Raw genomic sequence first — 24,956 nt, forward strand, 5'->3', positions numbered from 1 at the left:
GGGCCGCGCACCCGTGGTGCGCGGCCCTCGCCGTGCTCAGACCTGCTCGGCCAGCTCCAGCCAGGCCAGCTCCAGCTCCTCCTTCTCCTCGCGGACCTTGCGCAGCTGCGCGTCCAGCTCGGCGACCTTGGAGAAGTCGGCGGCGTGCTCGGCCAGTTGGGCGTGCAGCTTGGACTCCTGCTGGTCCAGCTTGGCGATCTGCCGCTCCAGCTTCTGCAGCTCCTTCTTCGCCGCCCGCAGGTCCCCCGCCGACAGCCCGGAGGTCTCCGGACCGACGGCCGGAACCTGCGCGGCCGCGGCCGCGGCGGCGGCCTCCGCCATCGCGGTCCGGCGCTCCAGGTACTCGTCCACGCCGTTCGGCAGCATCCGCATCCGGCGGTCGCCGAGCAGCGCGTACGCGGTGTCGGTGGTCCGCTCGATGAAGAACCGGTCGTGGCTGATCACGACCATCGAGCCCGGCCAGCCGTCGAGCACGTCCTCCAGCTGGTTGAGGGTCTCGATGTCCAGGTCGTTGGTCGGCTCGTCCAGGAACAGCACGTTGGGCTCGTCCATCAGCAGCCGCAGCAGCTGCAGCCGGCGGCGCTCGCCACCGGACAGGTCGCCGACCGGCGTCCACTGCTTGTCCTTGCCGAAACCGAACTGCTCGCACAGCTGGCCGGCGCTCATCTCCCGGCCCTTGCCGAGGTCGACCCGGCCGCGGACCTGCTCGACCGCCTGCAGCACCCGGGTGGTCGGGTCCAGCTCGGCCACCTCCTGCGAGAGGTACGCCAGCCGCACCGTCTTGCCGACCTTGATCACACCGCCCGCCGGCTGCACGTCCCCGTCCGTCGCGTACGCGGCCTGCATCGCCCGCAGCAGCGAGGTCTTGCCCGCGCCGTTGACGCCCAGCAGACCGATCCGGTCACCCGGGCCGAGCTGCCAGGTCAGCCGCTCCAGCAGCAGCTTCTCGCCCGCCTTGACGGTCACGTCCTCCAGCTCGAAGACCGTCCGGCCCAGCCGCGCGTTGGCGAACTTCATCAGCTCGGACTTGTCGCGCGGCTCCGGCACGTCCGCGATCAGCGCGTTCGCCGCCTCGATCCGGTACCGCGGCTTGGACGTCCGGGCCGGGGCGCCGCGGCGCAGCCACGCCAGCTCCTTGCGGGCCAGGTTCTGCCGCTTCTGCTCCTCCGTCGCCTCGATCCGCGAGCGCTCCGCACGGGCGAACACGTAGTCCGAGTAGCCGCCCTCGTACTCCCGGACCTCACCGCGCTGGACGTCCCACATCCGGGTGCAGACCTGGTCCAGGAACCACCGGTCGTGGGTGACGCAGACCAGCCCCGAACGGCGGCCCTGCAAGTGCTTCGCCAGCCAGGCGATGCCCTCCACGTCCAGGTGGTTGGTGGGCTCGTCCAGCACGATCAGGTCCCACTCGCCGAGCAGCAGCTTGGCCAGCGCGATTCGCCTGCGCTCACCGCCCGAGAGCGGCCCGATCACGGTGTCCAGGCCGTCCGCGAACCCCGGCAGGTCCAGCCCGCCGAACAGCCCCTGGATGATGTCCCGGATCCGGGCGTCGCCCAGCCACTCGTGGTCGGCCCGGTCCGCGATCACCTCGTGCCGAATGGTCGCCTTCGGGTCCAACGAGTCGTGCTGCGTCAGCACGGCCAGCTGCAGCCCCCCGGACCAGGTGATCCGCCCGCTGTCCGGCTCCTCCAGCTTCGCCAGCATCCGGATCAACGTCGTCTTGCCGTCACCGTTGCGGCCCACCACCCCGATCCGGTCGCCCTCGCTGACGCCGAGGCTCACCCCGTCCAGCAGGGCCCTGGTGCCGTACACCTTGGTGACGGACTCGATGGTGGCGAGGTTGACGGCCACGAAGCTGCGCTCCTGGGGAAAGGGGGAAGAACACCCCCAGCCTAGTGGCGGTGCGAAACCGGGGAGCGCACACGACCAGCGGCCGCGGGGTGCGCGCAGCGGAAGGCGCCCACGTCCTCGCACCCACCCGCGGTTCCCGCCCGGCCGCGCCGCTACCTGGCCGCGTCCATCAGTGCCCGCTGCTCCGCCGTCAGCTCCAGGTCCAGCGCCCCCAGGCTCTCCTCCAGCTGCGCCACCGACGAAGCCCCCACCAGCGGAATCACCGGCAGCTCGCCGCCGAGCAGCCACGCCAGCACCACCTGGTTGCGCGTCGCCCCGGTCTCGCGGGCCACCGTATCGAGCGCGGCGAGGCGGGCCGGCGTCCCCGCGTGGTCGAAGGACGGGCCGAGCGGCTTGTCGTCGCGGACGTAGCCGCCGCCGAGCAGCGGGGAGTAGGCGACCAGGGTGAGTTCGGGGCTCTCCTTGAGGTAGGTGATCAGGTCGCCCTGGACGGCGGCCTGGTCGCCGTCCTGGTTGAGCAGCCCGGGCCAGTCGCCGCGCCGCCGCAGGTAGGTGTGGCCGTACTGGAGCACCTCGTACCCGGGCAGCCCGGCCTGCGCGGCGAGGTTGCGGGCCCGCTCGACCCGCCAGGACCAGTGGTTGGAGACGCCGAGCAGCCCGACCGTCCCCTCCTCGACGAGTTCGCCGAAGGCCTGCACGGTCTCGGCGAGCGGCGCCTCGGTGTCCTCGACGTGCGCGTACAGCAGGTCGAGCTTCTCGACGCCGAGACGCTTCCTACTGGCCTCGGAGGACGCCCGGACCACCTCGGCGGACAGTCCCTCGCCGTTCTCGACGAACCCGGTGCCGGGGGCCTTCGGCCGCGCCCCGAGCTTGGTCGCGATCACCACCTCGTCGGTGATCCCCCGGCTGGCCCGCCACCGGCCCAGCACCTCTTCGCTGATGCCGCCCTGGCTGCCGTCCTGCCAGTACGCGTAGTTGTTGGAGGTGTCGATGAACGTGCCCCCGGCCTCGACGTACCGGTCCAGCACCGCGAAGGACGTGGCCTCGTCGGTGAGCGTGCCGAACAGCATCGCGCCGAGGCTGAGCACACTCACCTCGCGACGGGTGCGCGGGTCGGTTCCAATGGTGCGCTTGCGCATCCGGGTTCCCCTCGTCTCGCAGCCCGCCCGGTGCGGGCCGCGAACAGGAGTCTGGAACCCGGAGCGCGCTCCAGGTCAAGCAGAGGTCTGAACCACCTGCGCCCCCGGCACCGACCTGCGAGGGCGCGTGGCGGCGCCGTACCACCGCACGGCGCACGGCGAGCGCCCGTAAGCTCCCAGCCCGCTCGTGCGGAGCGGTACCGTGCGAAGAGCACAACGGCGAAGCGGAGAGCGGGAGGTGTGCGATGACGGCAGTGGAGGACCGGCCGCAGATGCTGGTCGAGGAGTTCGAACGCATCGCCCTGGCGGCCGAGCGTGAGGGCGTGCGGATGGAGTTCATCCACGGGCGGATCGGAGTCAAGGCAGTGCCCGACGGCGACCACGACGAGATCATCCGCTGGGTCATGGAGCAGTGCATGCAGCAGCGCCCCGACCTGTGGCTGTACCCCGAACGCGGGCTGCGGGTGGAGACCTACCGCAAGGGCCACGCCAAGCCGGACGGCGTGCTCGTTCCGAAGGGCAGCTTCGCCGGCCAGGGCGAATGGGCCGACCCCGACCGGGCCGTCATGGTGGTCGAGGTGACCTCGTACGACACCGACACCGATCGCCGCGACCGGAATGAGAAGCCGCGGGCCTACGCGGAGACCGGCATCCCGGTCTACCTCCTGGTCGACCGGGACAGCTGCGAGGTGCTGGTCCACAGCGAACCCGAGGACGGTCAGTACGTGAGCCTCATCCGGCGTCCGTTCGGCAAGACCGTCGCGCTGCCGGATCCGGTCGGGATCAGCCTGGACACCGAGCCGTTCAAGGCCTGGGTGCGCTGACCACCTGCGCGCCGGGCACCGGGCCGTGGGTGGCGTGGGCGGTGCGGCAGGTGTCGGAGGCGCGGAGGGCGGCGGCGATGTGGGCGGCGGCGTCGGCGTCCTTGGCCAGGAAGGCGCAGGTCGGGCCGGAGCCGGAGACCAGGGCGGCGAGGGCGCCGGCCTCGGTGCCGGCGTGCAGGGTGTCGGCGAGGGACGGGCGCAGCGAGACGGCGGCGGCCTGCAGGTCGTTGCTGAGGGCGGCGGCCAGCGCGACGGGGTCGCCGTCGGCGAGGGCGGCGAGCAGCTCGGGGTCGGCGTCGGGGGTGGGAACGTCCTCGATCGTGGCGCCGGTGCCGGACTCCTCGCGCAGCCGGTCGCACTCGCGGAACACCGCCGGGGTGGAGAGTCCCCCGTCGGCGACCGCGAACACCCAGTGGAAGGTGCCGGAGACGGGCAGCGCCTCCAGGATCTCGCCCCGGCCGCGGCCCAGGGCGACGCCGCCGAGCAGTGCGAACGGGACGTCGGAGCCGAGTTCGGCGGCGAGTTCCAGCAGGGTGTCGAGGGGGGTGTCGAGGCCCCAGAGGGCGTCGCAGGCGAGCAGCGCGGCCGCTCCGTCGGCGCTGCCGCCGGCCATGCCGCCGGCCACCGGGATGGCCTTGGCGATGTGCAGGTGGACGCCGGGGGCGGGCAGGCCGTGGTGGGCGGCGAGCAGGCGGGCGGCGCGGGCGGCCAGGTTGGTGTCGTCCAGCGGGACGGCGTCCGCGTCGGGGCCGGTGCAGGTCAGGGTGACGCCGTCGCCGGGCGTCGCGGTGACCTCGTCGCCGAGGGCGACGGCGAAGAACACGTTCGCCAGGTCGTGGTAGCCGTCGGGGCGGACCCCGCCGACGCCGAGCTGGACGTTGACCTTGGCGGGGACGCGGACGGTGACCATCACTGCTCCGGAGTCTTCGGCTTGTGCTCGGCGATCGCGGCGAACTGCTCCACCGTCAGCATCTCGCCGCGCAGCGTGTGGTCGATGCCCGCCCCGCGCAGCGCCTCCTCGGCGGCGGCCGGCGAGCCGGCCCAGCCCGCCAGCGCGGCCCGCAGGGTCTTGCGGCGCTGCGCGAACGCGGCGTCCACGACGGCGAACACCTCGCGGCGGGTGGCGGTGGTGGACGGCGGGTCGCGGCGGATCAGCGAGACCAGTCCGGAGTCGACGTTCGGCGCGGGCCAGAACACGTTCCGCCCGATCGCGCCGGCCCGCTTCACGTCCGCGTACCAGTTGGCCTTCACGGACGGCACGCCGTAGACCTTGTTGCCGGGCTTGGCGGCGAGCCGGTCGGCGACCTCGCTCTGCACCATCACCAGCGTGCGCTCGATGCTGGGGAACGTCTCCAGCATGTGCAGCAGCACCGGCACGGCGACGTTGTACGGCAGGTTCGCCACCAGCGCGGTCGGCTCGGGGCCGGGCAGCTCGGTGACGTCCATGGCGTCGCTCAGCACTAGGTCGAAGTTGTCGGCCTTGCCGGGCATCCGGCCCTTGACGGTGTCCGGCAGGTGCCGCGCCAGCACCGGGTCGATCTCCACCGCCGTCACGTGCCGCGCCACCTCCAGCAGCGCCAGCGTCAGCGACCCGAGCCCCGGCCCGACCTCGACCACCGCGTCCTGCTCCGTCACCTCCGCCGCCCGCACGATCCGCCGCACGGTGTTCCCGTCGATGACGAAGTTCTGCCCGCGCTGCTTGGTCGGCTTCACGCCGAACGCCTCAGCCAGCGCGCGGATGTCGGCAGCGCCCAGCAGGTGGCCGTCGGAGGTGGGTTCGGTGGTGCTCACCCGCCAAGGATACGGGGATCAGAGTTCCACCAACTGCTTGAGATCGATCTCGACGGGGAACGGCAGGTCGGTGCGGAGCCGTCCTTCGTGCACGGCGACCCGCAGGTGGCCGCCCTGCTCCCGGTCGAGCCGGAACTCGTGCACGACAGGGATGTCGTCCTCGCCCCGTTCGATGCGCCAGTAGGACGGAACGCCGGCCTCGGCGTACTGCGCCGGTTTGCGGAGACGGTCGGCGGTGCGAGTGGCCGGAACGACCACCTCGACGGCGAGCAGCACCGACCGCAGCGGCAGGGTGTCCATGGTGCGGATATCGAGCCCGGACTTGTCGTACACCACCGCGTCGGGTCGAACCCAGTTGCGCGGGTCGAACACGAGCGTTGCGGAGCCCATCACGACCAGCGGTTGCACCTGTTGCCGGTCCGTGGCCACCGTCAGGCGGTCCCGCACCCGGCAGTGCCACATGTCGTTCGGCGGCACCGGGGTGATCACCCCGTCCACCAGCTCCCAGCTGAACGGGAACTCGACGTCACCGATCTCGTCGCCGGTCCAACCGCGCGAGGGCGCGTTCATCCACTTGCTCCACCCGCCCTCATCGTAGCCGGACCGGCACGGTCAGTAACCGAACGCCCGTGCCGTGTTCGCCGCGATCGCCGTCGCCAACACGTCCTCCTCCAGGGCCAGATGGGCCGCCATCGCGCGCAGGGTGACCGGGATGAGGTAGGGGGCGTTGGGGCGGCCGCGGTAGGGGTGGGGGGTGAGGAAGGGGGCGTCGGTCTCGATCAGGACGCGGTCGAGGGGGGTGGCGGTGAGGGCCTCGCGGAGGGGGTGGTTGGCCTTGTAGGTGACGGGGCCGGCGAAGGAGAGGTACCAGCCGTGCTCGGCGCAGGTCCTGGCCATGGCGGCGTCGCCGGAGTAGCAGTGGAAGATCGTGCGCTCGGGGGCGCCCTCTTCGAGGAGGACGGCGATGACGTCCTCGTGGGCCTCGCGGTCGTGGATGACGAGGGCCTTGCCGTGGCGCTTGGCGATCTCGATGTGGCGGCGGAAGGACTCCTTCTGCAGGTCGACGCCCTCGGGGCCGGTGCGGAAGTAGTCGAGGCCGGTCTCGCCGACGGCGAGGACGTGCGGGAGGGCGGCGAGGCGGTCGATCTCCGCGAGGGCGGCGTCGAGCGCGGCCCGGCCGCCGGGCGTGCGCCGCTGCCCGGACCAGCCTCCCCCAGCCCCAGGGGGCTGGGAGGTGCCCCCAGGGTCGCCGAGGAAGATCCGGGGGGCCTCGTTGGGGTGCAGGGCGACGGCGGCGTGCACCTGCTCGTACTCGGCGGCGAGGTCCGCGGCCCACTGCGAGCCGGGCACGTCGCAGCCGACCTGGACGACGGTGGTGACGCCGACGGACGCGGCGCGGGCCAGCCCCTCGGCGGGGGTGCCGGACTGCATGTCGAGGTGGGTGTGCGAGTCGGCGACGGGGACGGCGAGCGGCTCGGGCAGCGGCGGCGGGGTCGAGCGGTCGTCGTTCTTCTTGGCGTTGGCGGCCATCAGGAGGCGGTCTTCTCTTCGAGGCGGGGGAACAGGACGTCGCCCTTGGTGACGAGGACGCCGGCGGGCAGGCGTCCCCAGTCGGCGACGGTGGCGATGCGCTGGTCGGCGAGCGGGCCGAGCGCGGGCTCGGCGCCCAGGGAGTCCCAGAGCCTGGCCGCGGCGGCGGGCATCACGGGGTTGAGCAGGACGGCGGTGGCCCGCAGCGCTTCGGCGGCGGTGTAGAGGACGGTGGCGAGCCGGGCCCGGTCGTCCTCGGCGGTGGATCCGGCGATCTTCCAGGGTTCCTGCGCGGTCAGGTAGCCGTTGACGGTCTTGATGAACTCGAAGATCGCGGCGATGCCGCCCGCGAAGTCCAGCTCTTCGCCGATCCTCCGGTCGGCCTCCTCCGCGGCCCGGACCAGGGCGTCCGCGACGGCCTGCTCGGCCTCGCCGTGGGCGGCGGCCGCGGGCAGCACGCCGTCGTAGTACTTGCCGACCATCGCGGCGGCCCGGGAGGCCAGGTTGCCGAAGTCGTTGGCGAGTTCGGAGGTGTAGCGGGCGGTGAAGTCCTCCCAGGAGAACGACCCGTCGGTGCCGAACGGGATGGCCCGCAGGAAGTAGTAGCGGTAGGCGTCGACGCCGAAGTGCGAGGTGAGGTCGGTGGGCGCGATGCCGGTCAGGTTGGACTTGGACATCTTCTCGCCGCCGACCATCAGCCAGCCGTTGGCGACCACCCGCTTCGGCAGCGGCAGCCCGGCGGCCATCAGCATGGCGGGCCAGATGACGGCGTGGAAGCGCAGGATGTCCTTGCCGACCAGGTGCACGGAGGCGGGCCAGAGCCGGGCGAACCGTTCGGGGTCGGCGCCGTACCCGGCGGCGGTGATGTAGTTCTGCAGGGCGTCGACCCACACGTACAGGACGTGCTTGTCGTCCCAGGGCAGCGGCACGCCCCAGTCGAAGGTGGAGCGGGAGATCGACAGGTCCTTGAGGTCCTGTTCGACGAAGCGCAGCACCTCGTTGCGGGCGGCGGCGGGCTGGATGAAGCCGGGGTTGGCGGCGTAGAACTCCAGCAGCTTCGGGCCGTACGCGGAGAGCTTGAAGAAGTAGTTCTCCTCCTCCAGCCACTCGACCGGGCGCTTGTGGACGGGGCAGAGCTTTTCGTCCTCGCCGGCGCCGGGCAGCAGTTCGCCGGGGAGCTTGTACTCCTCGCAGCCGACGCAGTAGGGGCCGGTGTAGCTGCCCCGGTAGATCTCGCCCTTGTCGTACAGGTCCTGGACGAACTCCTGGACGCGGTCGGTGTGCCGCGCCTGGGTGGTCCGGACGAAGTCGTCGTTGGCGATCTCCAGGTGCTGCCAGAGCGGCTTCCAGGCCTCCTCGACCAGCCGGTCGCACCACTCCTGCGGGGTGACGCCGTGCGCTTCGGCGGTGCGCAGGATCTTCTGGCCGTGCTCGTCGGTACCGGTGAGGTACCAGACGTCCTCGCCGCGCTGGCGGTGCCAGCGGGTCAGCACGTCGCCCGCGACGGTGGTGTACGCGTGGCCCAGGTGGGGGCGGTCGTTCACGTAGTAGATCGGCGTGGTGACGTAGTACGCGTCGGTGCTGGGGTGCTCTGCGAAGGCCGCCATAGCGGGGATCCTAGTCGCCGGGCGCGCCGCGGCCCCGGACCGCGGCGGCGGTCCGGGGCCGGTGCGGGCGTCGGAGCGGGGTCAGGCGGCGCGGTGGCGGCGGAACAACCGGTTCCACCAGTGCAGGACGCGCGGCTTGCGGGGCTTCTGCGGGCCCTCGGGTTCGGCGGTGGGGGCGTAGCCGGGGGCGACGCCGGCGGCCACCTCGGCGACCCGGCCGGCCCGCATGATCCGGACCCGTTCGCCGCCGCAGCCGGGGCAGACCAGTTCACGCAGCGGGGACGGGACCTTGACCCCGTTCGCCTTGTACTCGACCACGGTGTGTCCGTCGCGGCCGGTGTGGTGCTCGATGTCGTACGCCTGCTCCCAGCCGTAGCCGCAGTTGAGGCAGACGAAGGAGTAGGCCTCGCGGACCGTCTCCACGGGGATGCGCGGTCGGGTGGTCAGCCCGAGGCCGCTGGGCGCTCCACCGTCCAGGGGGCTGTCGATCGTGTCGCTCATGCGCCACCTCGCTTCGCTCGGAGCCCGTCGCCCGACCTGGCGGGCCCGGCGCGGGTCTTTCCATCCCAGGGAATGCCCGGGAGGGTCCGTCCGATGCCCGGCTTGCCAAGTCTTGGTTCCGAATTGGCCCTCCGCTGGGGTTGCTCATTCCAACGTACGACCGAATCCGGCCATGGGCACTCGACGGGTCAGCCGGCGTGCTTGGCGGCCACCACGGCGTCGAAGACCACGGACTTGCGCAGGCCCAGTTCGGCGGCGACCGCGGCGATCGCCTCCTTGCGGCGCTCGCCGGCCTCCTCGCGGGCGGCGACCCGGCGGGCCAGCTCGGCGGGGCCGACCTCCTCGGGGGCGGCGGGCGGGGCGCCGGCCACCACCACGGTGATCTCGCCCCTGACGCCGTCGGCGGCCCAGGCGGCGAGTTCGGCGAGCGGGCCGCGCTTGACCTCCTCGTAGGTCTTGGTGAGCTCGCGGCAGACCGCTGCGGGCCGCTCGGCGCCGAACGCCTCGGCCATCGCGGCGAGGGTCTCGGCGATCCGGTGCGGGGCCTCGAAGAACACCATGGTGCGCGGTTCGGCGGCGATCTGGGCGAGCTGCCGGGAGCGGTCGCCGGCCTTGCGGGGCAGGAAGCCCTCGAAGGTGAAGCGGTCCACCGGCAGCGCGGACAGCGCCAGCGCGGTGAGCACCGCGGACGGGCCGGGCACCGCGGTCACCTTGATCCCGGCGGCCACGGCCGCGTCGACCAGCCGGTAGCCGGGGTCGGAGACCGAGGGCATGCCGGCGTCGGTGACCAGCAGCACCCGGGCCCCGCCCTGGAGCGCGGCGACCAGTTCGGGGGTGCGGCCGACCTCGTTGCCCTCGAAGTAGGACACCACCCGGCCGGTCGGCGTCACGCCGAGCGCCTGGGTGAGCCGGCGCAGCCGCCGGGTGTCCTCGGCGGCGATGACGTCCGCCTCGGCGAGTTCGGCGCGCAGTCGGGGCGGCGCGTCCTCGACGTCGCCGATGGGGGTACCTGCCAGTACGAGAACACCAGTCACGGCACCATCCTCCCCTACCGGCGGGGGTCCTCACCGGGACGGACGCGGCCCGGTGCGGTGCGAGCCGTGCGGGGACCCCTTGTGACTTCAGCCATTGCCCCTACGATGTGGCCCGTGAGCGGCGACATGGACAGTGGTGTGGACCACCCCGAGCGGGGTGGCGTGACCGTGCTGGAATCGGCCGATCCGGCCGCCGTTCCGAGGCCGCGCGCCGATCCCGAACCGGCCTCCCGGTGGGCCCGGGCGCTGTCCGGCGCGGGCTACCGCGCGCCGCGGCGCACGCCCCTGGACGAGCAGTTGGTGCCGCCGATGCCGGACGGCCCCGGCGTCACCCCGGACGTGGTCCCGCCGTCGCCGCTGCTGGCCCGGCTCGGCATCCGGCTGCCGGACGCGCTGTGGTCGTGGCTGTGCCGCTGGTCCGGCTGGCTCGGCCCGATCGCGGTGGCGGTCTTCGCGGGCGTGCTGCGCTTCGTGAACCTCGGCGGGCCGCACGCGCTGATCTTCGACGAGACGTACTACGCCAAGGACGCGTACGCGCTCTGGCAGGTCGGCTACGAGACCAACTGGGCGGACGACGCCAACGGCCTGATCACCGCGCCGAACCCGACCGTCCCGTTCCGCACCGACCCGGCGTACATCGTGCACCCGCCGGTCGGTAAGTGGATCATCGGCCTGGGCGAGCAGATCTACGGCATGAACCCGTTCGGCTGGCGGTTCATGATGGCCGTGCTCGGCACCCTGTCGGTGCTGATGCTGGCCCGGATCGGACGGCGGCTGTTCCGCTCGACGCTGCTGGGCTGCGTGGCCGGGCTGCTGATGTCGGTCGACGGCCTGCACTTCGTGCTCAGCCGCACCGCGATCCTCGACCTGGTCGTGATGTTCTGGTTCCTGGCCGCGTTCGGCCTGCTGCTGATCGACCGGGACCGCACCCGGGCGCTGATCGCGAAGCGGCTGGACGCCGGGCTGGGCACCGACTGGTGGCAGCTCGGCCTGCGGCCCTACCGGCTGGCGGCGGGCGTCAGCCTCGGCCTGATGACGGCCACCAAGTGGAGCGGCGGCCCGGCGATCGCCGTCTTCGTCCTGCTCGTCGCCTTCTGGGACACCTCGGCCCGCCGGATGGTCGGCGGGATCCGCGGCCCGGGCGGGCAGCCGATCGTCGAGGGCCTGCGGATCCTGCGGCACTGCGTGGACTGGGTCTGCTCGGCGGCCTCCCTCGGCCTCACCGCGGCGGTCACCTACCTGGTCAGCTGGACCGGCTGGATCATGTCCTCGACGGAGCCCGGCAAGGGCGGCTACTTCCGCGACTGGGCGGTGCAGCACCCGGGCGGGTTCGGCCCGGACTGGTGGCGCAGCCTGTGGCACTACCACTCCACGATGCTGGACTTCCACACCAACCTGCACAGCCCGCACACCTACCAGTCGAACCCGTGGAGCTGGCTGCTCCTCGGCCGCCCGGTGTCGTTCTTCTACGAGTCGCCGAAGAACGGCCAGGCCGGCTGCACCACCTCCGACTGCGCCCGCGAGGTGCTGGCGATCGGCACCCCGCTGCTGTGGTGGGCGGGCATCGCCGCGCTGCTGTACTGCCTGTACCGCTGGCTGATGCGCCGCGACTGGCGGGCGGGGGCGCTGCTGGCCGCCCTGGCGGCCGGCTACCTGCCCTGGTTCCAGTACCAGGAGCGCACCATCTTCCTGTTCTACGCGGTGTGCTTCGTGCCGTTCCTGGTGCTGGCGGTGACCATGATGATCGGCGCGATGCTGGGCCCGGCCCACGCCTCGCCGGACCGCAGGTTGGCGGGCGCCACCGGCGCGGGACTGCTGGTCGTGGGCATCATGTGGAACTTCCTGTACTTCTATCCGATCTTCACCGGTCAGACGATCCCAATGTCGGACTGGAACGGCCGGATGTGGCTCAGTACGTGGATCTGATCCACACCGGAGAGCGTGTACCGGATCTGTCACAAACCGGCGGCGTGTCGTGAGTGCACGGATGGTGTCTGCCTATGGTGTCGTGGCCGCTGATTCCTGGCGGCCACGACACACCAGGGGGGACTCGACGTGAACAACGGCGCGAAGATCGGCATCGCCTCGGCCGCCACGGTGCTGCTGCTCGCCGGCGGCTACGGTGCCTACGCCCTGGTCTCCGGCGACTCCGCCGGCAAGGACGCCGCCAAGAAGCCGCGCACCGTGGTCGCCGAGCCCCCCGGCCCCGAACTCGCCGCGTCCGGCGCCAAGGCCTTCCTGGACGCCTGGGCCAAGGGCGACCTGTCCGCCGCCGCCAAGCTCACCGACGACCCGGACAAGGCGCAGGCCGCGCTGCAGGCCTTCCACGACAACGTGAAGCCCTCCGCCGTCCACCTCACCGTCGGCGGCCCGACCACCGCGCCCAGCCCGGCCGCGTCCAAGTCCGCCGCGCCGTCCGCGTCGGCGTCGGCGTCCTCGACGGCCGCCGCCGGGCCGACCGGGGTGCTGGAGAGCTTCAAGGCCTCGCTGGAGTTCGCCGAGGCCGGCTCCCCGTGGAACTACGACGGCGTGCTCGGGGTGGTGAAGATGAGCGACGGCACCGCCGCCGTGCACTGGGCGCCCACCGTGATCCACCCGAAGCTGGACGCCACCGAGACCATCGGCGTCAAGCCGGTGTTCGCCGCGCCCGCCGCCGTCACCGACCGCAAGGGCAAGCCGCTGGCCGGCTACGCCTCGCTCACCGGCCTGCTCAACCAGCTGAAGGCCGCCGCCCCGCAGGGCGGCAGCCCGGAGGACGCCGGCACCGCCGTGGTGATCTCCCCCGCGTCCGGCAACGGGCCCGCGGAGAAGGTCTTCACGCTGAAGGAGCCCAAGCCCGTCCCCAACCTGAAGCTGACCCTGGACGCGGACCTCCAGGCGGCCGCCGAGTCCGCGGTCGCCGCCCAGGGCAAGCCGGGCTCGCTGGTGGCGATCGAGCCCAGCACCGGCGGCATCCTGGCCTATGCCTTCTCCCCCACCACCGGCCAGAACCGGGCGTTCTCCGGGGCGACCGCGCCCGGCTCCACCCTGAAGGTGCTGACCGCCGCCGCGCTGCTGGAGGCCGGGATCACGCCGACCACCTCGATGCCCTGCCCGGAGACCACCATGGTCACCGGCAAGTCCATCGCCAACGACTTCAAGGGCGCGCACCCCGAGTACACGCTCACCGACGCGTTCATCAACTCCTGCAACACCTCCTTCATCGAGAAGGGCAAGGACGTCCTCAAGGCGAACTCGCTGCCCTCGCTCGCCAAGGACGTGTTCGGCATCGGGCTGGTCTGGAAGACCGGCCTGTCGAACTTCGACACCGACATCCCGGTCGAGACCAGCATGGCGGGCGCGGCCAGCGAGTTCATCGGTCAGGGCAAGGTGCGCGCCAACCCGCTGGGCATGGCGTCGATCGCCGCGACCGTGCAGTCCGGGGTGTTCAAGCAGCCGATCCTGGTGCCCGGCATGGACCAGGTGAAGGCTGCCCGGACGCTCTCCCCCGACGTGCTCTCCAGCCTGCGGTCGCTGATGACGCAGACCGTGAAGTCCGGCACCGCCGCAGCCGTGAAGCCGGCCCTGCCGGCCGGTTCCGGCGCGAAGACCGGCACCGCCGAGGTCGACAACAGCACCGACGCGAACTCCTGGTTCACCGCCTACTCGGGCGACCTGGCGGTCGCCGCCGAGTTCCAGGGCGCCGGGCACGGCTCGGCGGCGGCCGGACCGGCCTCGTCCAAGGTGCTGGCGGTGGGCAACCGCAAGTGACGCAGGCGGACGGGGCCCCGGGAGCGGGGCCCCGTCCGCGTCTCACTGCGCGAAGCGCCGCAGCAGGTTCTCGGTGACCTGGCGGGTGAACGCGCCCGCCCGGCCGTCGATGCCGTGGATCGCGCTGCCGCCGGCCGGGCCGGTCGCCTCCAGCGACTCCACCCACCGCATGGTGCCGGTGGCGAAGACCAGCGCGCCGCTGCCCGCCGGGTACAGCGCGGTGTCGGCGAACGAGTGCCGGCCCTCGCAGACCACCGGGGAGTGCGAGAGCACCTCGATGCCCTGCGGCGTCGGGTAGGACGGGTTGACCCGGTCGTACTCGACGCCGACCAGGTGCGGGAAGCTGTCGCCGGCCTTCGCGCCGGTGCCCGCGAACAGCCAGTGGCCGGGCGCGGTGACCACGTACGGGGCGTCCACCGGGTAGCCGTCGTAGATCACGCCGAGCAGCGAGGACTCCGGGTCGGCACCGGGCGGGGAGCGGAAGTCGGTGGTCGCCGGGTGCCCCGCCCGGTAGCCGGGGTCGTCCTTCCAGGCGCCCTTCCAGCAGACCACGGTGCGGTCCGGGCCGGTCGGCGACGGCTCGTACCGCACCCGCCGGAAGCAGCAGTTGGCGCCCAGGATCGCCAGGTGGGTGCCGGCGTCGCGGGCCGCGGTGAAGTGGGCGCGCTGCTCGGGCGACCAGTACTCGTCGTGGCCGAGCGAGAGCGCCGCCTTGGCGCCGCGCAGCAGGTTCGGGTCGGCGGCGACGTCGATGCAGGTGGCGTACGACAGCGGGATGCCGAGCTTCTCGGCGAGCGCGACCAGCGGGGCCTCGTAGACCAGGAACAGGCCCGCACCGTCGTCGTACTGGTACGGCCGGTCGAAGCTGACCTGGTACGAGCGGGTGGGCAGCCCGCCGGACGGGCCGTTGTACAGGTTGTAGCCGCCCCACTCGTTGTAGGCCTGCCAGGTGGCGACCGCGTTGACCACCACGGTGGTGCCGGCGGTGCTGCGCGAACGCACGGTGAGCGGCACGTAGCGCTGCCCGGCGCCGCCCTCCGCGTCCAGCCGCAGCAGGTAGCAGCCCTCCGGCCAGCCGGTGGTGTCGACGGCGGTGGAGCGCGACCAGGAAGTGATCACCATGCGGGTGGCCTGGTCGACGGTGAACGGCTGCTGCTTGGCGCCGGGCAGCCGCCCCGACCTCCACACCTGACGGGCCCGGGCGCCGCCGTACCAGCCCATCCGGTAGGCGGTGACGGTGAAGCCGGGCGCGGTGGTGGAGACGTGCAGGCCGACCTGCTCGCCGGGCAGCACGCTGGCCCGGTCCGCCCAGCCCTCGATCGCACCGGCCGGGCCGGCGTTGGTGATCGCCCAGTCGGCGTTGCCCGGTCTGGCGTTCTCCGCCGCGGCGGCGGACGGCGCGGGGCTCGGCGCGGCGGCCGCGGCGCTGCCGCCGGGTGCGGCGGAGCCGGCGGCGGTGCGGCCCGGGCCGCCCGGGCCGCAGGCGGTGAGCGAGGCGGCCGCGCCGGCGGCCAGGCCCAGGAAGCGGCGTCGTCCGGTGGCGCCCAAGATCACTCCCGTGTTCGTACGGTGTCCCGGGACACCATAGGCACGTCGGCCGCCCGGCGGTGCGTCGGCCTCCGCCGGGGCACCGGAACCGGCCGCCCGGGCGCGGTCGCCAGCCGCGGCCACACCACCAGCACGGCGGGCAGCGCCAGGTAGCCGAACCGGCCGGCCGGGGCCAGCGCGAACGCCACCGTCAGGCCCGCCGCCAGCAGGTCGCAGGCGGCGACCGCGGTGGCCGGCGGACGGGTCGGCAGCCACGCCGCGACGGCCAGCGCGCCGACGGCCAGCAGGGTCAGCGACAGGGTGTGGCCGTACGGGCCGAGACCGGCCAGCACCTTGCCCGGCAGCGGGCTGCCGGCCGGGGTGTGGACGGCGGTCAGGCCCAGCGGGAAGCGCACCACCTGCTCGTACAGTTCGTGCGGGTGGAGCGCCGCGACCGGGCCGAGCACCGCCCCGCCGACGGCCAGCGCCGGGACGGCGGCCCGCAGCGCCGACCGCGGGCCGTGCCGGCGGTGCAGCAGCAGCAGCGCGACCGGCAGCGCCGGCCAGGCCGTCCACTTCAGCGTGCAGGCCAGCGCCAGCACCAGGCCGGTGCGCAGCGGGTGGCCGCGTTCGGCGAGCGCCATCGCCAGGCAGCAGACGCCGGTCAGCGGCAGGTCGACGCCGCCGACGGCCAGCGCGAGCGCGACCAGCGGCGAGGCGGTGAGCACCGTCAGCGGCAGCACCGACGCCCGCAGCGGGCCGCCGGGGCGCAGCAGCCGCCACCCGGTCAGCAGGCAGGCCAGGAACGCCGCCGCGAACCACAGCCGGGCGTCGCCCAGCACCCGGGCCGCCGGACCGGCCTCGCCGAGCACCACCCGGGGCAGGCCGAACAGCGCCATCGCGGGCAGGTACGGGTTGTAGTCGACGACGTGCGGCGTCTCGGTCAGGTACGGGCTGCCGGTGTGCAGCAGCAGCGCCGCCGACCGTTCCACCACCGTCACCTCGGACTGGTGGTGCCCGGTCAGCGCCAGCGCCCCGAGCGGCAGCAGCGCCGCGCCCAGCGCCGCCGCCGCGCCGGCCGCCCGCGCCGCGAGCCCGCACGGCAGCGTCAGCGTCAGCACCGCGGCGAGCAGGTACCCGGGCGCCGCGAAGCGCCCCCAGGCGGCCTGGTTGGCCAGGTGCGACATCAGCGGGAACGCCGCCGCCCAGCCCGCAGCCGCCACCCACCCGCCCGCCTGCGCCACCGGATGTCCGAGCACACGCAGGGCCCGTCGGGTGCTCGCCATGGCTCGAAGGCTAGGGCGAAAGCCACGCCCTGTCGCGGGATTCGGGCCCGTTTTATCGGTTCTGCCCGGATTTCGACACCGCTCGGCCTACGGAGCGTCAGCCGACGGCCGACCGGCGCTCCGCAGCCGCGGTTCAGGAGGCGGAAACGTACACGACCGTGCTGCGGGCGTTCTCGAACTGCGGGGCTCCGGTGTAGGACGCCCGCCAGAAGCCCGCAGCCGCACCCGGAACGGTGAGGGTGAACCCCTCGCCCTGGCCGTTCCACTGCAGCCGGGTGGTGGTGGCGACGGTGGTCCAGCCGCCCTTGCCCGTGGCGGAGTACTGGATGTCCACCGGGATGGTGCCGGGGCTCATGTTGCCGTCGAACGCCATCGAGCCGCTCACCTCGACGTTGCCGCCGTCGGCGCGGGCTGCGGAGAAGGCGTTGAACGCGGCGGGCTGGACGACCGTGATCGCCGCCTCGGCCGAGGTGCTGTCGAGGAACAGGTCGTCCGCGCTCCAGCCGACGCCGATCCGGTAGTTGCCGTACAGCGGCATGGTGGCGGGGAAGACCGCGTTGCCCTGGTCGTCAGTGGTGCGCCGGACGTGGTCCCCGAAGGAGTTGGACTCGATCGTCCGGCCTGCCAGCGGCTGCCAGCCGGCGGTCGGCGAGTTCCACAGCAGGGTGGCGCTGGTGGAGTCGACGACGCCCTTGTACGGCACCTTGCGGGTGCTCGGGTTCGCCACGATCTTCGTCGCGGTCTTCTTGATCCGGATCGGGAAGAACTTCGTCTCCGACTGGTCGTAGAAGACGTGCTTCGGGTCGTAGTTGAACTTCGCGAAAATGGTGTTCTGGTACTGGTCGGTGACCGGCAGGGTCGCGCTGAAACTGCCGTCGTCCGCCGTGGTGACCCGGGTGTACTCCGCGTACGAGGTGACGTCCACGGCGAGACCGCCCATCGGGACGACCTCTCCGGTGCCTGGCAGCCGGCCCATCAGGTGGCCGCCGATGGTCACGGTGCGGTGCTCGTAGTCGACCGTGGTGCGGTCCACCGTGGCGTCGTCGAGGTTGGTGGAGACGGAGTAGGCGAAGTAGCCGACACCGGTGGTGTTCAACGTGTCGCCGCCTTCGTCGGTGGCCGAGACGTCCATGCGGTACGAGCCGAGCGCAGGCAACTGGACCCGGCCGCGGTTGCTCCAGCTGCCGCTGGTGGTGGTGCCGCCGGTCAGCTCCAGGTTGGTCAGGGTGGCGACGGTCTGTTGCGTGTCCATCGAGTAGAGGCTGACCTTGACGTTGCTGATCGCGCTCGGCGCCGAGAGCTCGACCACCAGCTTGCCGTTGTTCGTCCAGTCGTTGTGGGCGGACTGGACGATGATCCCGGCGCCGTCCGCCAGGGCGGCCGGCGCTCCGGTCAGGACGAGCGCGCCCGCGATCGCGGCGGCGGACACTGCCGCCAGTGCACGACGTGATGCCATGAGAAATACCCCCCGGGTAATGGTCCTTCGCCACCGATCCGTTGATCAGGGCAGCCGGAAGCTACCAGCGGGCACTGACCGCCTCGACGGAACCCCCGGTCAGCTGGGGTCGGCGGGCTCCTCGGTGCGGGGGGCGGCCAGGCGGGAGTGCTTGGCGCTGTAGGTGAAGTAGAGGACGGCGGCGAGGGCCAGGGCGATCGCGAAGGCGATGAAGGTGTCGCGGTGCAGCTTGGTGATCAGGTAGACGCAGAAGCCGGCGCTGAGCACGGGGGTGACCGGGTAGAACGGGACCTTGAAGCCGCGCGGGAGGTCGGGGCGGGTGCGGCGGAGCACGACGATGCCGACGGACACGGCGGTGAACGCCACCAGGGTGCCCATCGAGGTCATGTCGGCCAGCAGCCTGAGCGGGAAGACGGCGGCCAGCAGGGCGACCGCGGCGCCGACCACGACGGTGTTCCAGACCGGGGTGCCGGTGCGCGGGGAGACCCGGGTGAAGGGGCGGGGCAGCAGGCCGTCGCGGCCCATCGCGTAGAGGATCCGGGTCTGGCCGTAGATCACCACCAGGGTGATGGAGAAGATCGAGACGATCGCGCCGCCGGCGAACACCAGGGCGGGCCAGGACTGGCCGGTGACGTCCTGGAGGATCTGCGCGAGGCCGGCCTTCTGTCCGTCGAACTGCTGCCAGGGCTGGGCGCCGACCGCGGTGACGGCGACCGCGATGTACAGCAGGGTGACCACGCCGAGCGAGATCAGGATGGCCAGCGGCATGGTGCGGCGCGGCTCGCGGACCTCCTCGCCGGCGGTGGAGACGGCGTCCAGGCCGATGAAGGAGAAGAAGATGGTGGAGGCGGCCGTCTGCACGCCGCCCCAGCCGTTGGGGGCGAACGGGGTGAAGTTGCCGGCGTGGAAGCCGGTCAGGCCGATGGCCACGAAGAGCACCAGGATGGCCAGCTTGATGGTCACCATCACGGCGTTGACCTTGGCGGACTCGCCGACGCCGCGGATCAGCAGCACGGTGACCAGGGCGACCAGCACCACGGCGGGCAGGTTGAAGACGCCGTTCTCGCCGGGCGGGGCGGTGAGCGCCGCAGGCAGGTGCAGGCCGAACGCCAGGTCGGCGAACTGGTCGAGGTACTGGCCCCAGGTGACGGCGATCGCGGACGCGGAGACGCCGTACTCCATCAGCAGGCAGACGCCGACGCCGAACGCGACCAGCTCGCCCATGGTGGCGTACGCGTACGAGTAGGAGGAGCCGGCCACCGGGATGGCGGAGGCGAGTTCGGCGTAGCAGAGCGCGGTGAGGCCGGCCGTGACGGCGGCGATCACGAAGGACACCACCACGGCCGGCCCGGCCACCGGGACGGAGGTGGTGAGGACGAAGAAGATGCCGGTGCCGACGGTGGCGCCGATGCCGATGGCGGAGAGTTGCCACAGCCCGATGGATCGGCGCAGGTGTCCGGCTCCGGTTCCGCCCGCTTCGGCGATCAGGGTGTCCACGGGCTTGCGCCGCAGCAGGCGGGTGGTGCTCATCGGTCGTCCTTCTGGTGGGGATCAGGCACGGACTGTATCAAATACGCCGATATGCATAGTTATGAGATCTTGGTCGCGGGTCCGGCGGTCACCGGTCGAGGACGGCCTGCATGACGGCCTTGGCGATCGGCGCGGCCAGCCGTCCCCCGGTGACGTCGGTGGCCGTGCTGTCGGCCACCACCACCGCGACGGCGACCGGCGGGGTCGCGGTGGACCCGGCGGGGCGGGCCCAGGCGATGAACCAGGCGTACGGGGTGCCGCTGTTGTCGACGCCGTGCTCGGCGGTGCCGGTCTTGCCGCCGACCTCGGCGCCCGGGATCTGCGCGTTGCCTCCGGTGCCGTTGTTCACCACGTTCACCATCAGCCGGCGCAGCTCGGCGGCGACGCCGGGCCCGAACGCCTGCCGGTACAGGGCGGGGCGCATCAGCTGGACCTGGGTGCCGTCGGCCTTGGTGAGCCGGTCCACCAGCTGCGGATGCATCACCCGCCCGTCGGCGGCGACCCCGGCGGCGACCATCGCCATCACCAGCGGGGTGGCGGCGGTGTTGTACTGGCCGATCGAGGACAGCGCCAGCTGCGAGCTGTTCATCCTGGTGTCGAAGTTGGAGCGGGCGGCCCGCACCGGGACGTCGAGCTTGGCGTCGTCGAAGCCGAAGTTCTTCGCCATCGCGACCATCGGGTCGAGGCCGGTCTGCACGCCGAGCCAGCCCAGCACGCTGTTGCAGGACAGCGTCATCGCCTCGTCCAGCGACAGCCCCTCCCGGTCGCAGGCGCTGGTGTCGTTGTTGAGCGTGGTGGTGGTGCCGGGCATCACGTACGGGAAGGGCGCGCCGGTGGGGGCCTGGATGTCCGTCACCGTGCCGTTGGCCAGCGCGGCCGCGGCGGTGACCACCTTGAAGGTCGAGCCGGGCGGGTAGATCTGCCGCAGCGCCCGGTTGAGCATCGGCTGGTCGGGGTCGGCCTGCAGCTTCTCCCAGGCGGCCTGGTCGGCGGCGCCGGCGCCGGCGATCGCGCCGGGGTCGTAGCTGGGGGTGGAGGCCAGCGCGAGGATCCGGCCGGTGGCGGGTTCGATCGCGGCGACGGCGCCCTGCTGGCCGCCGAGCCCCTGCATGGCGGCGCGCTGCACGGCCGGGTCGATGGTGGTGACCACGTCGCCGCCGGGCTGCTGGTTGCGGGTGATGGCGTCCCAGACCGCCCAGCCGGTCAGCCGGGGGTCGGTGCCGGTGAGCAGGTCGTCGTAGACGCCCTCCAGCTGGGTGTTGCCGTAGATCTGCGAGGAGTAGCCGGTGACGGCGGCGTACAGCGGGCCGTCGGTGTAGGTGCGCTGGTACGCCAGGCGGCCGCCGGTCGCGACCGAGCCGGTGACGGGCTGACCGGCGATCAGGTTGCCGCGCGGCTGCGCGTACCGCTGGATGGTGGCGCGCTGGTTGGCGCTGTTGTGGTCCAGCTCCTGCTTCTGGAAGACCTGCACCCGGGTGGCCTGGACGGCCAGCAGGATGATCAGCAGCATGCAGAAGGTGGCGGCCCGCCGGCCGGTGGTGGAGATGCCGGGCAGGCCCTGCGGCCCGCCGTTGGCGCCCTCGGGCCGGGTGAACCTCACGCCGCCTCCCCGGGGTCGGGACGCCGGGCGAGGTCGCTCATCCGCACCAGCAGCGCCACGATGATCCAGTTGGTGACCACCGAGGACCCGCCCTGCGCGATGAACGGCAGCGTCATGCCGGTCAGCGGGATCAGGTCGAGGACGCCGCCGGCCACCACGAACACCTGGATCGCGACCAGCGCGGCCAGGCCGATGGCGAGCAGCCGTCCGAACGGGTCGCGCAGCGCGATGCCGGTGCGAAAGCCGCGGGAGACCAACAGCGCGTACAGCAGGAACACCGCGAGCAGGCCGGTCAGGCCGAGTTCCTCGCCGATGGTGGCCAGGATGAAGTCGGACTTGGTGGCGAAGCCGATCAGCGCGGAGTGGCCGAGGCCCAGGCCGGTGCCGAGCTGGCCTCCCCAGGCGAACGCGAACAGCGACTGGGCGATCTGGTTGGCGCCCTGCCCGGCCCGGATCGACGCCAGCGGGTGCAGCCAGTCGGTGACCCGGCTGTGCACGTGCGGCGACAGCCAGCCCACCCCGACTGCGGCGACGGCCGACAGCAGCAGGCCGATGACGATCCATCCGGTGCGGGCGGTGGCCACGTACAGCATCACCACGAACAGGCCGAAGAACAGCAGCGAGGTGCCGAGGTCGGTCTCCAGCACCAGCACGCCGACGAACGCCGCCCAGATCAGCAGCACCGGCCCGAGCACCCGGCCGAGCGGCAGCTGGAACCACAGCACCCGACGGCCGGTCAGGGCGAGCGCGTCCCGGTGCCGCGCCAGGTAGGCGGCGAAGAAGATCGCCAGCAGGACCTTGGCGAACTCGCCGGGCTGGAAGGACAACGGGCCCAGCGTGATCCAGATCCGCGAGCCGTACACCGGCGGGAAGAACACCGGCAGCACCAGCAGGACGAGGGCCACGAACGCCCCGACGTACGCGTAGCGCTGGAGCCGGCGGTGGTCGCGCAGCAGGAGCAGCACCGCGATGAACAGGCCCACTCCGAGGGTGGACCACAACAGTTGGGTGGGGGCGGCCTCGTGGTGCGGGGTGTTGCGGTCCAGCCGGTAGATGACGACCAGTCCGATGCCGTTCAGCAGCACCGCGATCGGCAGCAGCAGCGGGTCCGCCCACTTCGCCCGCCAGCGCACCGCGCCGTGCGCGAGCAGCGCCAGGACCCCTAACGCGGCGCCGTACTGGGCGGCGTCCGGCGGCGCCTTGCCGTCGATGTCGACGCCCACCTCGACGTAGCCGAACACGGCCAGCCCCACCGCGGCCACCACCAGCACCAGTTCGGTCCACCGCCGGGGCCGCCGGGCGCCGGGCGTCCAGGCCGCCGCACGGGTCGCGGAGTCAGTGGCCACCAGCCGTCCTCCCGTCCTCGCCGGCCCGATGGGGCAGGGACGGCGGGGTGCCGGCCGGCACCCCGCCCAGTACTGCCTGAGGGGGCGTCAGAGCGTGGACGCGGGGTTCGCCGCCCGGGCGATCTCCCGCAGGTGCTCCTCCTCCTCGTGGCTGAGCGAGGTCTGCAGCAGCTCGCCGCCGAACTGCGCGACCGCCGGGATCACCTTGTCCTGGGTGGCGGTGCGCACCAGCGCGAACACCGCGGCGGAGCCCGGGGCCAGCTTCTCGCCGACCTTCCGCATGAAGTCGTCGTCCACGCCGGTGTCGGTGGAGGCGCCGACGGCCGCGCCGGTCGCGCCGCCGATCGCCGCGCCGATCACCGGCATCAGGAACAGCAGGCCGATCACGCCGCCCCACAGCGCGCCGGAGGCCGCGCCCAGACCGGTGTTGGAGACCGCCTGGTGGAGCTTGATCTTCCCGTCCTCGCGGCGCTCGACCACCACGATGTCCTCCAGGTCGATCAGCCGCTGCTTCTGAAGGCCGATCAGCTCGTCCCGGACCTTCTGCGCGGTGGCGACATCGGGGTAGGCGATCGCAAACAGGTTGCTCACGGCGGGGGTTCCTTCCAGCAGGGCTTCGGGCACGTCCCCCAGCACCCTAGCCAGGATTCGCCATATTTATTCCCATCTCCTGCGGTGTGTCCGGTTCCCCGCCGCTCACTCCCCGCGGCGCACCGCGACCGCCACCGCCGCCCACCCGGCCGCCCCCGCCAGCAGGGCCGCGCCCGGCAGCGTCCACCACGGCACGGCCGTCGCGCCGTGCCGCGAACCCAGCACCAGCGCCCGCACCACCGCGTTCGCCGGCGACCCCGGCAGCAGCAGCACCAGCACCATCGCGCCCAGCCCCAGCGGCACCGCGTACTGCGCGCCCGTCACCACCGGACGGTTGCACACCGCGCCCACCGCCGCGCCCGTCAGCACGCACACCACGGTGGCCGACAGGCCGGCCGCCACCGCCCCGCCGCCACCGCCGCTGCCCACCAGCAGCACCCCGGCCAGGCCCGCCACGCCCAGGGCCAGCCCGGCCAGCGCGGCCGCCACCAGCGCCGACAGGTGCACCCGCCGCCAGCCCGCGGCCGCCACCAGGCAGGCCCGGGACTGCGCGGGCTCCGCGGTCACCGCCGCCCGCACCAGCCAGCCCGTCACCGGCACCAGCAGGCCCGCCGAGAACGCCGCCGCCGACAGCGCGTCGTCGCCGCCGGACACCCCGAGACCCATCAGCACCAGGTACACCAGCCCGGGCGGCAGCCAGCGCTGCGAGCGCAGCAGCAGTTCGAGGTGGTAGCGCGTCAGCGTCCGCACCGTCATGACGCCTCCTCCTGGACGGACCTGATGTGCACCGGCGGGTGCGCGGCCAGCAGTCGGCGCAGCAGCGCGTCGGAGTGCGCGGCCGGCACGTCCAGCCGGGTGGCGCCGTCGGCCAGCGGCTTGCGCTCGGGCCGGCCCGGCAGCCACTCGGGGAGCGTCTCGGCCTCGACCACCAGCGCCGTGCGCGGGCCGTCGCCGTCGGCGGCCGGCAGCGGGACCTCGTGCAGCGTGCCGCCGTCGACCCGGTGGACGGCGGTGGTCAGGCCCGCCAGCCGGGTCGGGTCGTGGTCGACGAACACCACCAGGGCGCCTGCCGCGGCGCGTTCGGCGACCGCGCCGTCGAGTTCGCCGCGGGCGGCCTGGTCGAGCCCCGTCCACGCCTCGTCCAGCAGCAGCAACTCGGCCTCGGCGAGCAGCGCCTGGGCCACCGCGACCTTCTGGCAGGTGCCCTTGGAGAGCCGCCCGATCGGGGTGCCCGCGTACCCGGTGATGCCGAACCGCTCCAGCCAGTGGTCGGCCCGCCGCCGCGCCTCCCCGGCAGCCAGGCCGCGGATCCGGCCCAGGTGGCACAGGTAGTCGCGGACGTCGAACGGCAGCGCGGGCGGGAACCGCTCCGGGACGTACGCCCGGCCGTCCGGCGCCTCGACCGTTCCCCGCTCGGCGCGTTCGATCCCGGCGAGCAGCTTCAGCAGCGTCGACTTGCCGCTGCCGTTGGCCCCCTCGATCCGCACCAGGCCGCCCGGACGGAGCGTCAGTTCGACCTCCCGCAGCACCCACGGACCCCCGCGTCCGTAGCGTTTCCCGACGCCCGCCAGACGCACCGTCATGCGCTCTCCC

Annotated in this window: 21 protein-coding genes; 3 read left to right on the forward strand and 18 right to left on the reverse strand. The window is 72.9% G+C overall.

Features of this window, described 5'->3' with window-relative positions; genetic code table 11:
- Positions 1-36: 36 nt before the first annotated feature.
- The gene (locus CG736_RS18870; protein ID WP_100587373.1) at positions 37-1,851 is read right to left on the reverse strand and encodes an ABC-F family ATP-binding cassette domain-containing protein; all 1,815 of its coding nucleotides are present in this window, start codon (positions 1,849-1,851) and stop codon (positions 37-39) included.
- A 152-nt stretch (positions 1,852-2,003) separates the two neighbouring features.
- On the reverse strand, positions 2,004-2,990 hold the full coding sequence (locus tag CG736_RS18875; RefSeq protein WP_100587374.1) for an aldo/keto reductase: 987 nt from the start codon (positions 2,988-2,990) through the stop codon (positions 2,004-2,006).
- A gap of 245 nt (positions 2,991-3,235) precedes the next feature.
- On the opposite strand from CG736_RS18875, the gene CG736_RS18880 reads away from it, so the two are divergent.
- Positions 3,236-3,814, forward strand: a complete 579-nt coding sequence (locus CG736_RS18880; protein ID WP_100587375.1) for a Uma2 family endonuclease — start codon at positions 3,236-3,238, stop codon at positions 3,812-3,814.
- Here CG736_RS18880 and CG736_RS18885 read toward each other — a convergent pair.
- The 7 genes from CG736_RS18885 to rsmI form a co-directional block, all read right to left on the reverse strand.
- Entirely contained in the window at positions 3,795-4,724 is a 930-nt protein-coding gene (locus CG736_RS18885) for a 4-(cytidine 5'-diphospho)-2-C-methyl-D-erythritol kinase (RefSeq protein ID WP_100587376.1), read from the reverse strand. The genes CG736_RS18880 and CG736_RS18885 overlap by 20 nt on opposite strands.
- Positions 4,724-5,605, reverse strand: a complete 882-nt coding sequence (gene rsmA / locus CG736_RS18890; RefSeq protein ID WP_100587377.1) for a 16S rRNA (adenine(1518)-N(6)/adenine(1519)-N(6))-dimethyltransferase RsmA — start codon at positions 5,603-5,605, stop codon at positions 4,724-4,726. The genes CG736_RS18885 and rsmA overlap by 1 nt, the downstream gene beginning before the upstream one ends.
- An 18-nt stretch (positions 5,606-5,623) precedes the next feature.
- Positions 5,624-6,175, reverse strand: coding sequence for a Uma2 family endonuclease (locus CG736_RS18895; protein WP_100587378.1), 552 nt, complete (start codon positions 6,173-6,175; stop codon positions 5,624-5,626).
- A 42-nt stretch (positions 6,176-6,217) separates the two neighbouring features.
- Positions 6,218-7,135, reverse strand: coding sequence for a TatD family hydrolase (locus CG736_RS18900; RefSeq protein WP_100587379.1), 918 nt, complete (start codon positions 7,133-7,135; stop codon positions 6,218-6,220).
- The gene (metG, locus tag CG736_RS18905; protein ID WP_100587380.1) at positions 7,135-8,742 is read right to left on the reverse strand and encodes a methionine--tRNA ligase; all 1,608 of its coding nucleotides are present in this window, start codon (positions 8,740-8,742) and stop codon (positions 7,135-7,137) included. The genes CG736_RS18900 and metG overlap by 1 nt, the downstream gene beginning before the upstream one ends.
- An 81-nt stretch (positions 8,743-8,823) precedes the next feature.
- Entirely contained in the window at positions 8,824-9,243 is a 420-nt protein-coding gene (locus CG736_RS18910; protein ID WP_100587381.1) for a hypothetical protein, read from the reverse strand.
- A 188-nt stretch (positions 9,244-9,431) separates the two neighbouring features.
- A complete protein-coding gene (gene rsmI / locus CG736_RS18915; protein ID WP_100587382.1) occupies positions 9,432-10,277 on the reverse strand; it encodes a 16S rRNA (cytidine(1402)-2'-O)-methyltransferase in 846 nt (281 codons plus the stop codon).
- Between the two features lie 105 nt (positions 10,278-10,382).
- On the opposite strand from rsmI, the gene CG736_RS18920 reads away from it, so the two are divergent.
- Together CG736_RS18920 and CG736_RS18925 are read left to right on the forward strand one after the other, a co-directional pair.
- A complete protein-coding gene (locus CG736_RS18920) occupies positions 10,383-12,203 on the forward strand; it encodes a dolichyl-phosphate-mannose--protein mannosyltransferase (protein WP_369880220.1) in 1,821 nt (606 codons plus the stop codon).
- 129 nt (positions 12,204-12,332) lie between these two features.
- Positions 12,333-14,027 (forward strand): penicillin-binding transpeptidase domain-containing protein, encoded by a 1,695-nt coding sequence (locus CG736_RS18925; protein ID WP_100587383.1) that lies wholly within the window; start codon positions 12,333-12,335, stop codon positions 14,025-14,027.
- A gap of 42 nt (positions 14,028-14,069) precedes the next feature.
- On the opposite strand, the gene CG736_RS18930 is transcribed toward CG736_RS18925, so the two are convergent.
- The 9 genes from CG736_RS18930 to CG736_RS18970 all read right to left on the reverse strand — a co-directional run bounded on the left by CG736_RS18930 (position 14,070) and on the right by CG736_RS18970 (position 24,946).
- Positions 14,070-15,581, reverse strand: a complete 1,512-nt coding sequence (locus CG736_RS18930; protein WP_369880221.1) for a N,N-dimethylformamidase beta subunit family domain-containing protein — start codon at positions 15,579-15,581, stop codon at positions 14,070-14,072.
- Entirely contained in the window at positions 15,578-16,840 is a 1,263-nt protein-coding gene (locus CG736_RS18935) for a glycosyltransferase 87 family protein (RefSeq protein WP_157815635.1), read from the reverse strand. Before CG736_RS18935 ends, CG736_RS18930 begins: the two co-directional genes overlap by 4 nt.
- Before the next feature lie 133 nt (positions 16,841-16,973).
- Positions 16,974-18,296, reverse strand: coding sequence for a hypothetical protein (locus CG736_RS18940; protein WP_157815636.1), 1,323 nt, complete (start codon positions 18,294-18,296; stop codon positions 16,974-16,976).
- A 99-nt stretch (positions 18,297-18,395) separates the two neighbouring features.
- Positions 18,396-19,826, reverse strand: coding sequence for an APC family permease (locus CG736_RS18945; protein ID WP_100587387.1), 1,431 nt, complete (start codon positions 19,824-19,826; stop codon positions 18,396-18,398).
- 88 nt (positions 19,827-19,914) lie between these two features.
- Positions 19,915-21,336, reverse strand: a complete 1,422-nt coding sequence (locus CG736_RS18950; RefSeq protein WP_100587624.1) for a penicillin-binding transpeptidase domain-containing protein — start codon at positions 21,334-21,336, stop codon at positions 19,915-19,917.
- A gap of 86 nt (positions 21,337-21,422) precedes the next feature.
- Complete coding sequence (locus CG736_RS18955) at positions 21,423-22,772, reverse strand: FtsW/RodA/SpoVE family cell cycle protein (protein ID WP_100587388.1); 1,350 nt, start codon at positions 22,770-22,772, stop codon at positions 21,423-21,425.
- An 87-nt stretch (positions 22,773-22,859) separates the two neighbouring features.
- On the reverse strand, positions 22,860-23,363 hold the full coding sequence (locus tag CG736_RS18960; RefSeq protein WP_100587625.1) for a DUF1269 domain-containing protein: 504 nt from the start codon (positions 23,361-23,363) through the stop codon (positions 22,860-22,862).
- Positions 23,364-23,468: 105 nt separating this feature from the next.
- On the reverse strand, positions 23,469-24,119 hold the full coding sequence (locus CG736_RS18965) for an ABC transporter (protein WP_100587389.1): 651 nt from the start codon (positions 24,117-24,119) through the stop codon (positions 23,469-23,471).
- Positions 24,116-24,946, reverse strand: coding sequence for an ATP-binding cassette domain-containing protein (locus CG736_RS18970; protein ID WP_100587390.1), 831 nt, complete (start codon positions 24,944-24,946; stop codon positions 24,116-24,118). Before CG736_RS18970 ends, CG736_RS18965 begins: the two co-directional genes overlap by 4 nt.
- Positions 24,947-24,956: the final 10 nt, after the last annotated feature.

This window comes from Kitasatospora sp. CB02891 (assembly GCF_002803145.1).
Classification (GTDB): Bacteria; Actinomycetota; Actinomycetes; order Streptomycetales; family Streptomycetaceae; genus Kitasatospora; species Kitasatospora griseola.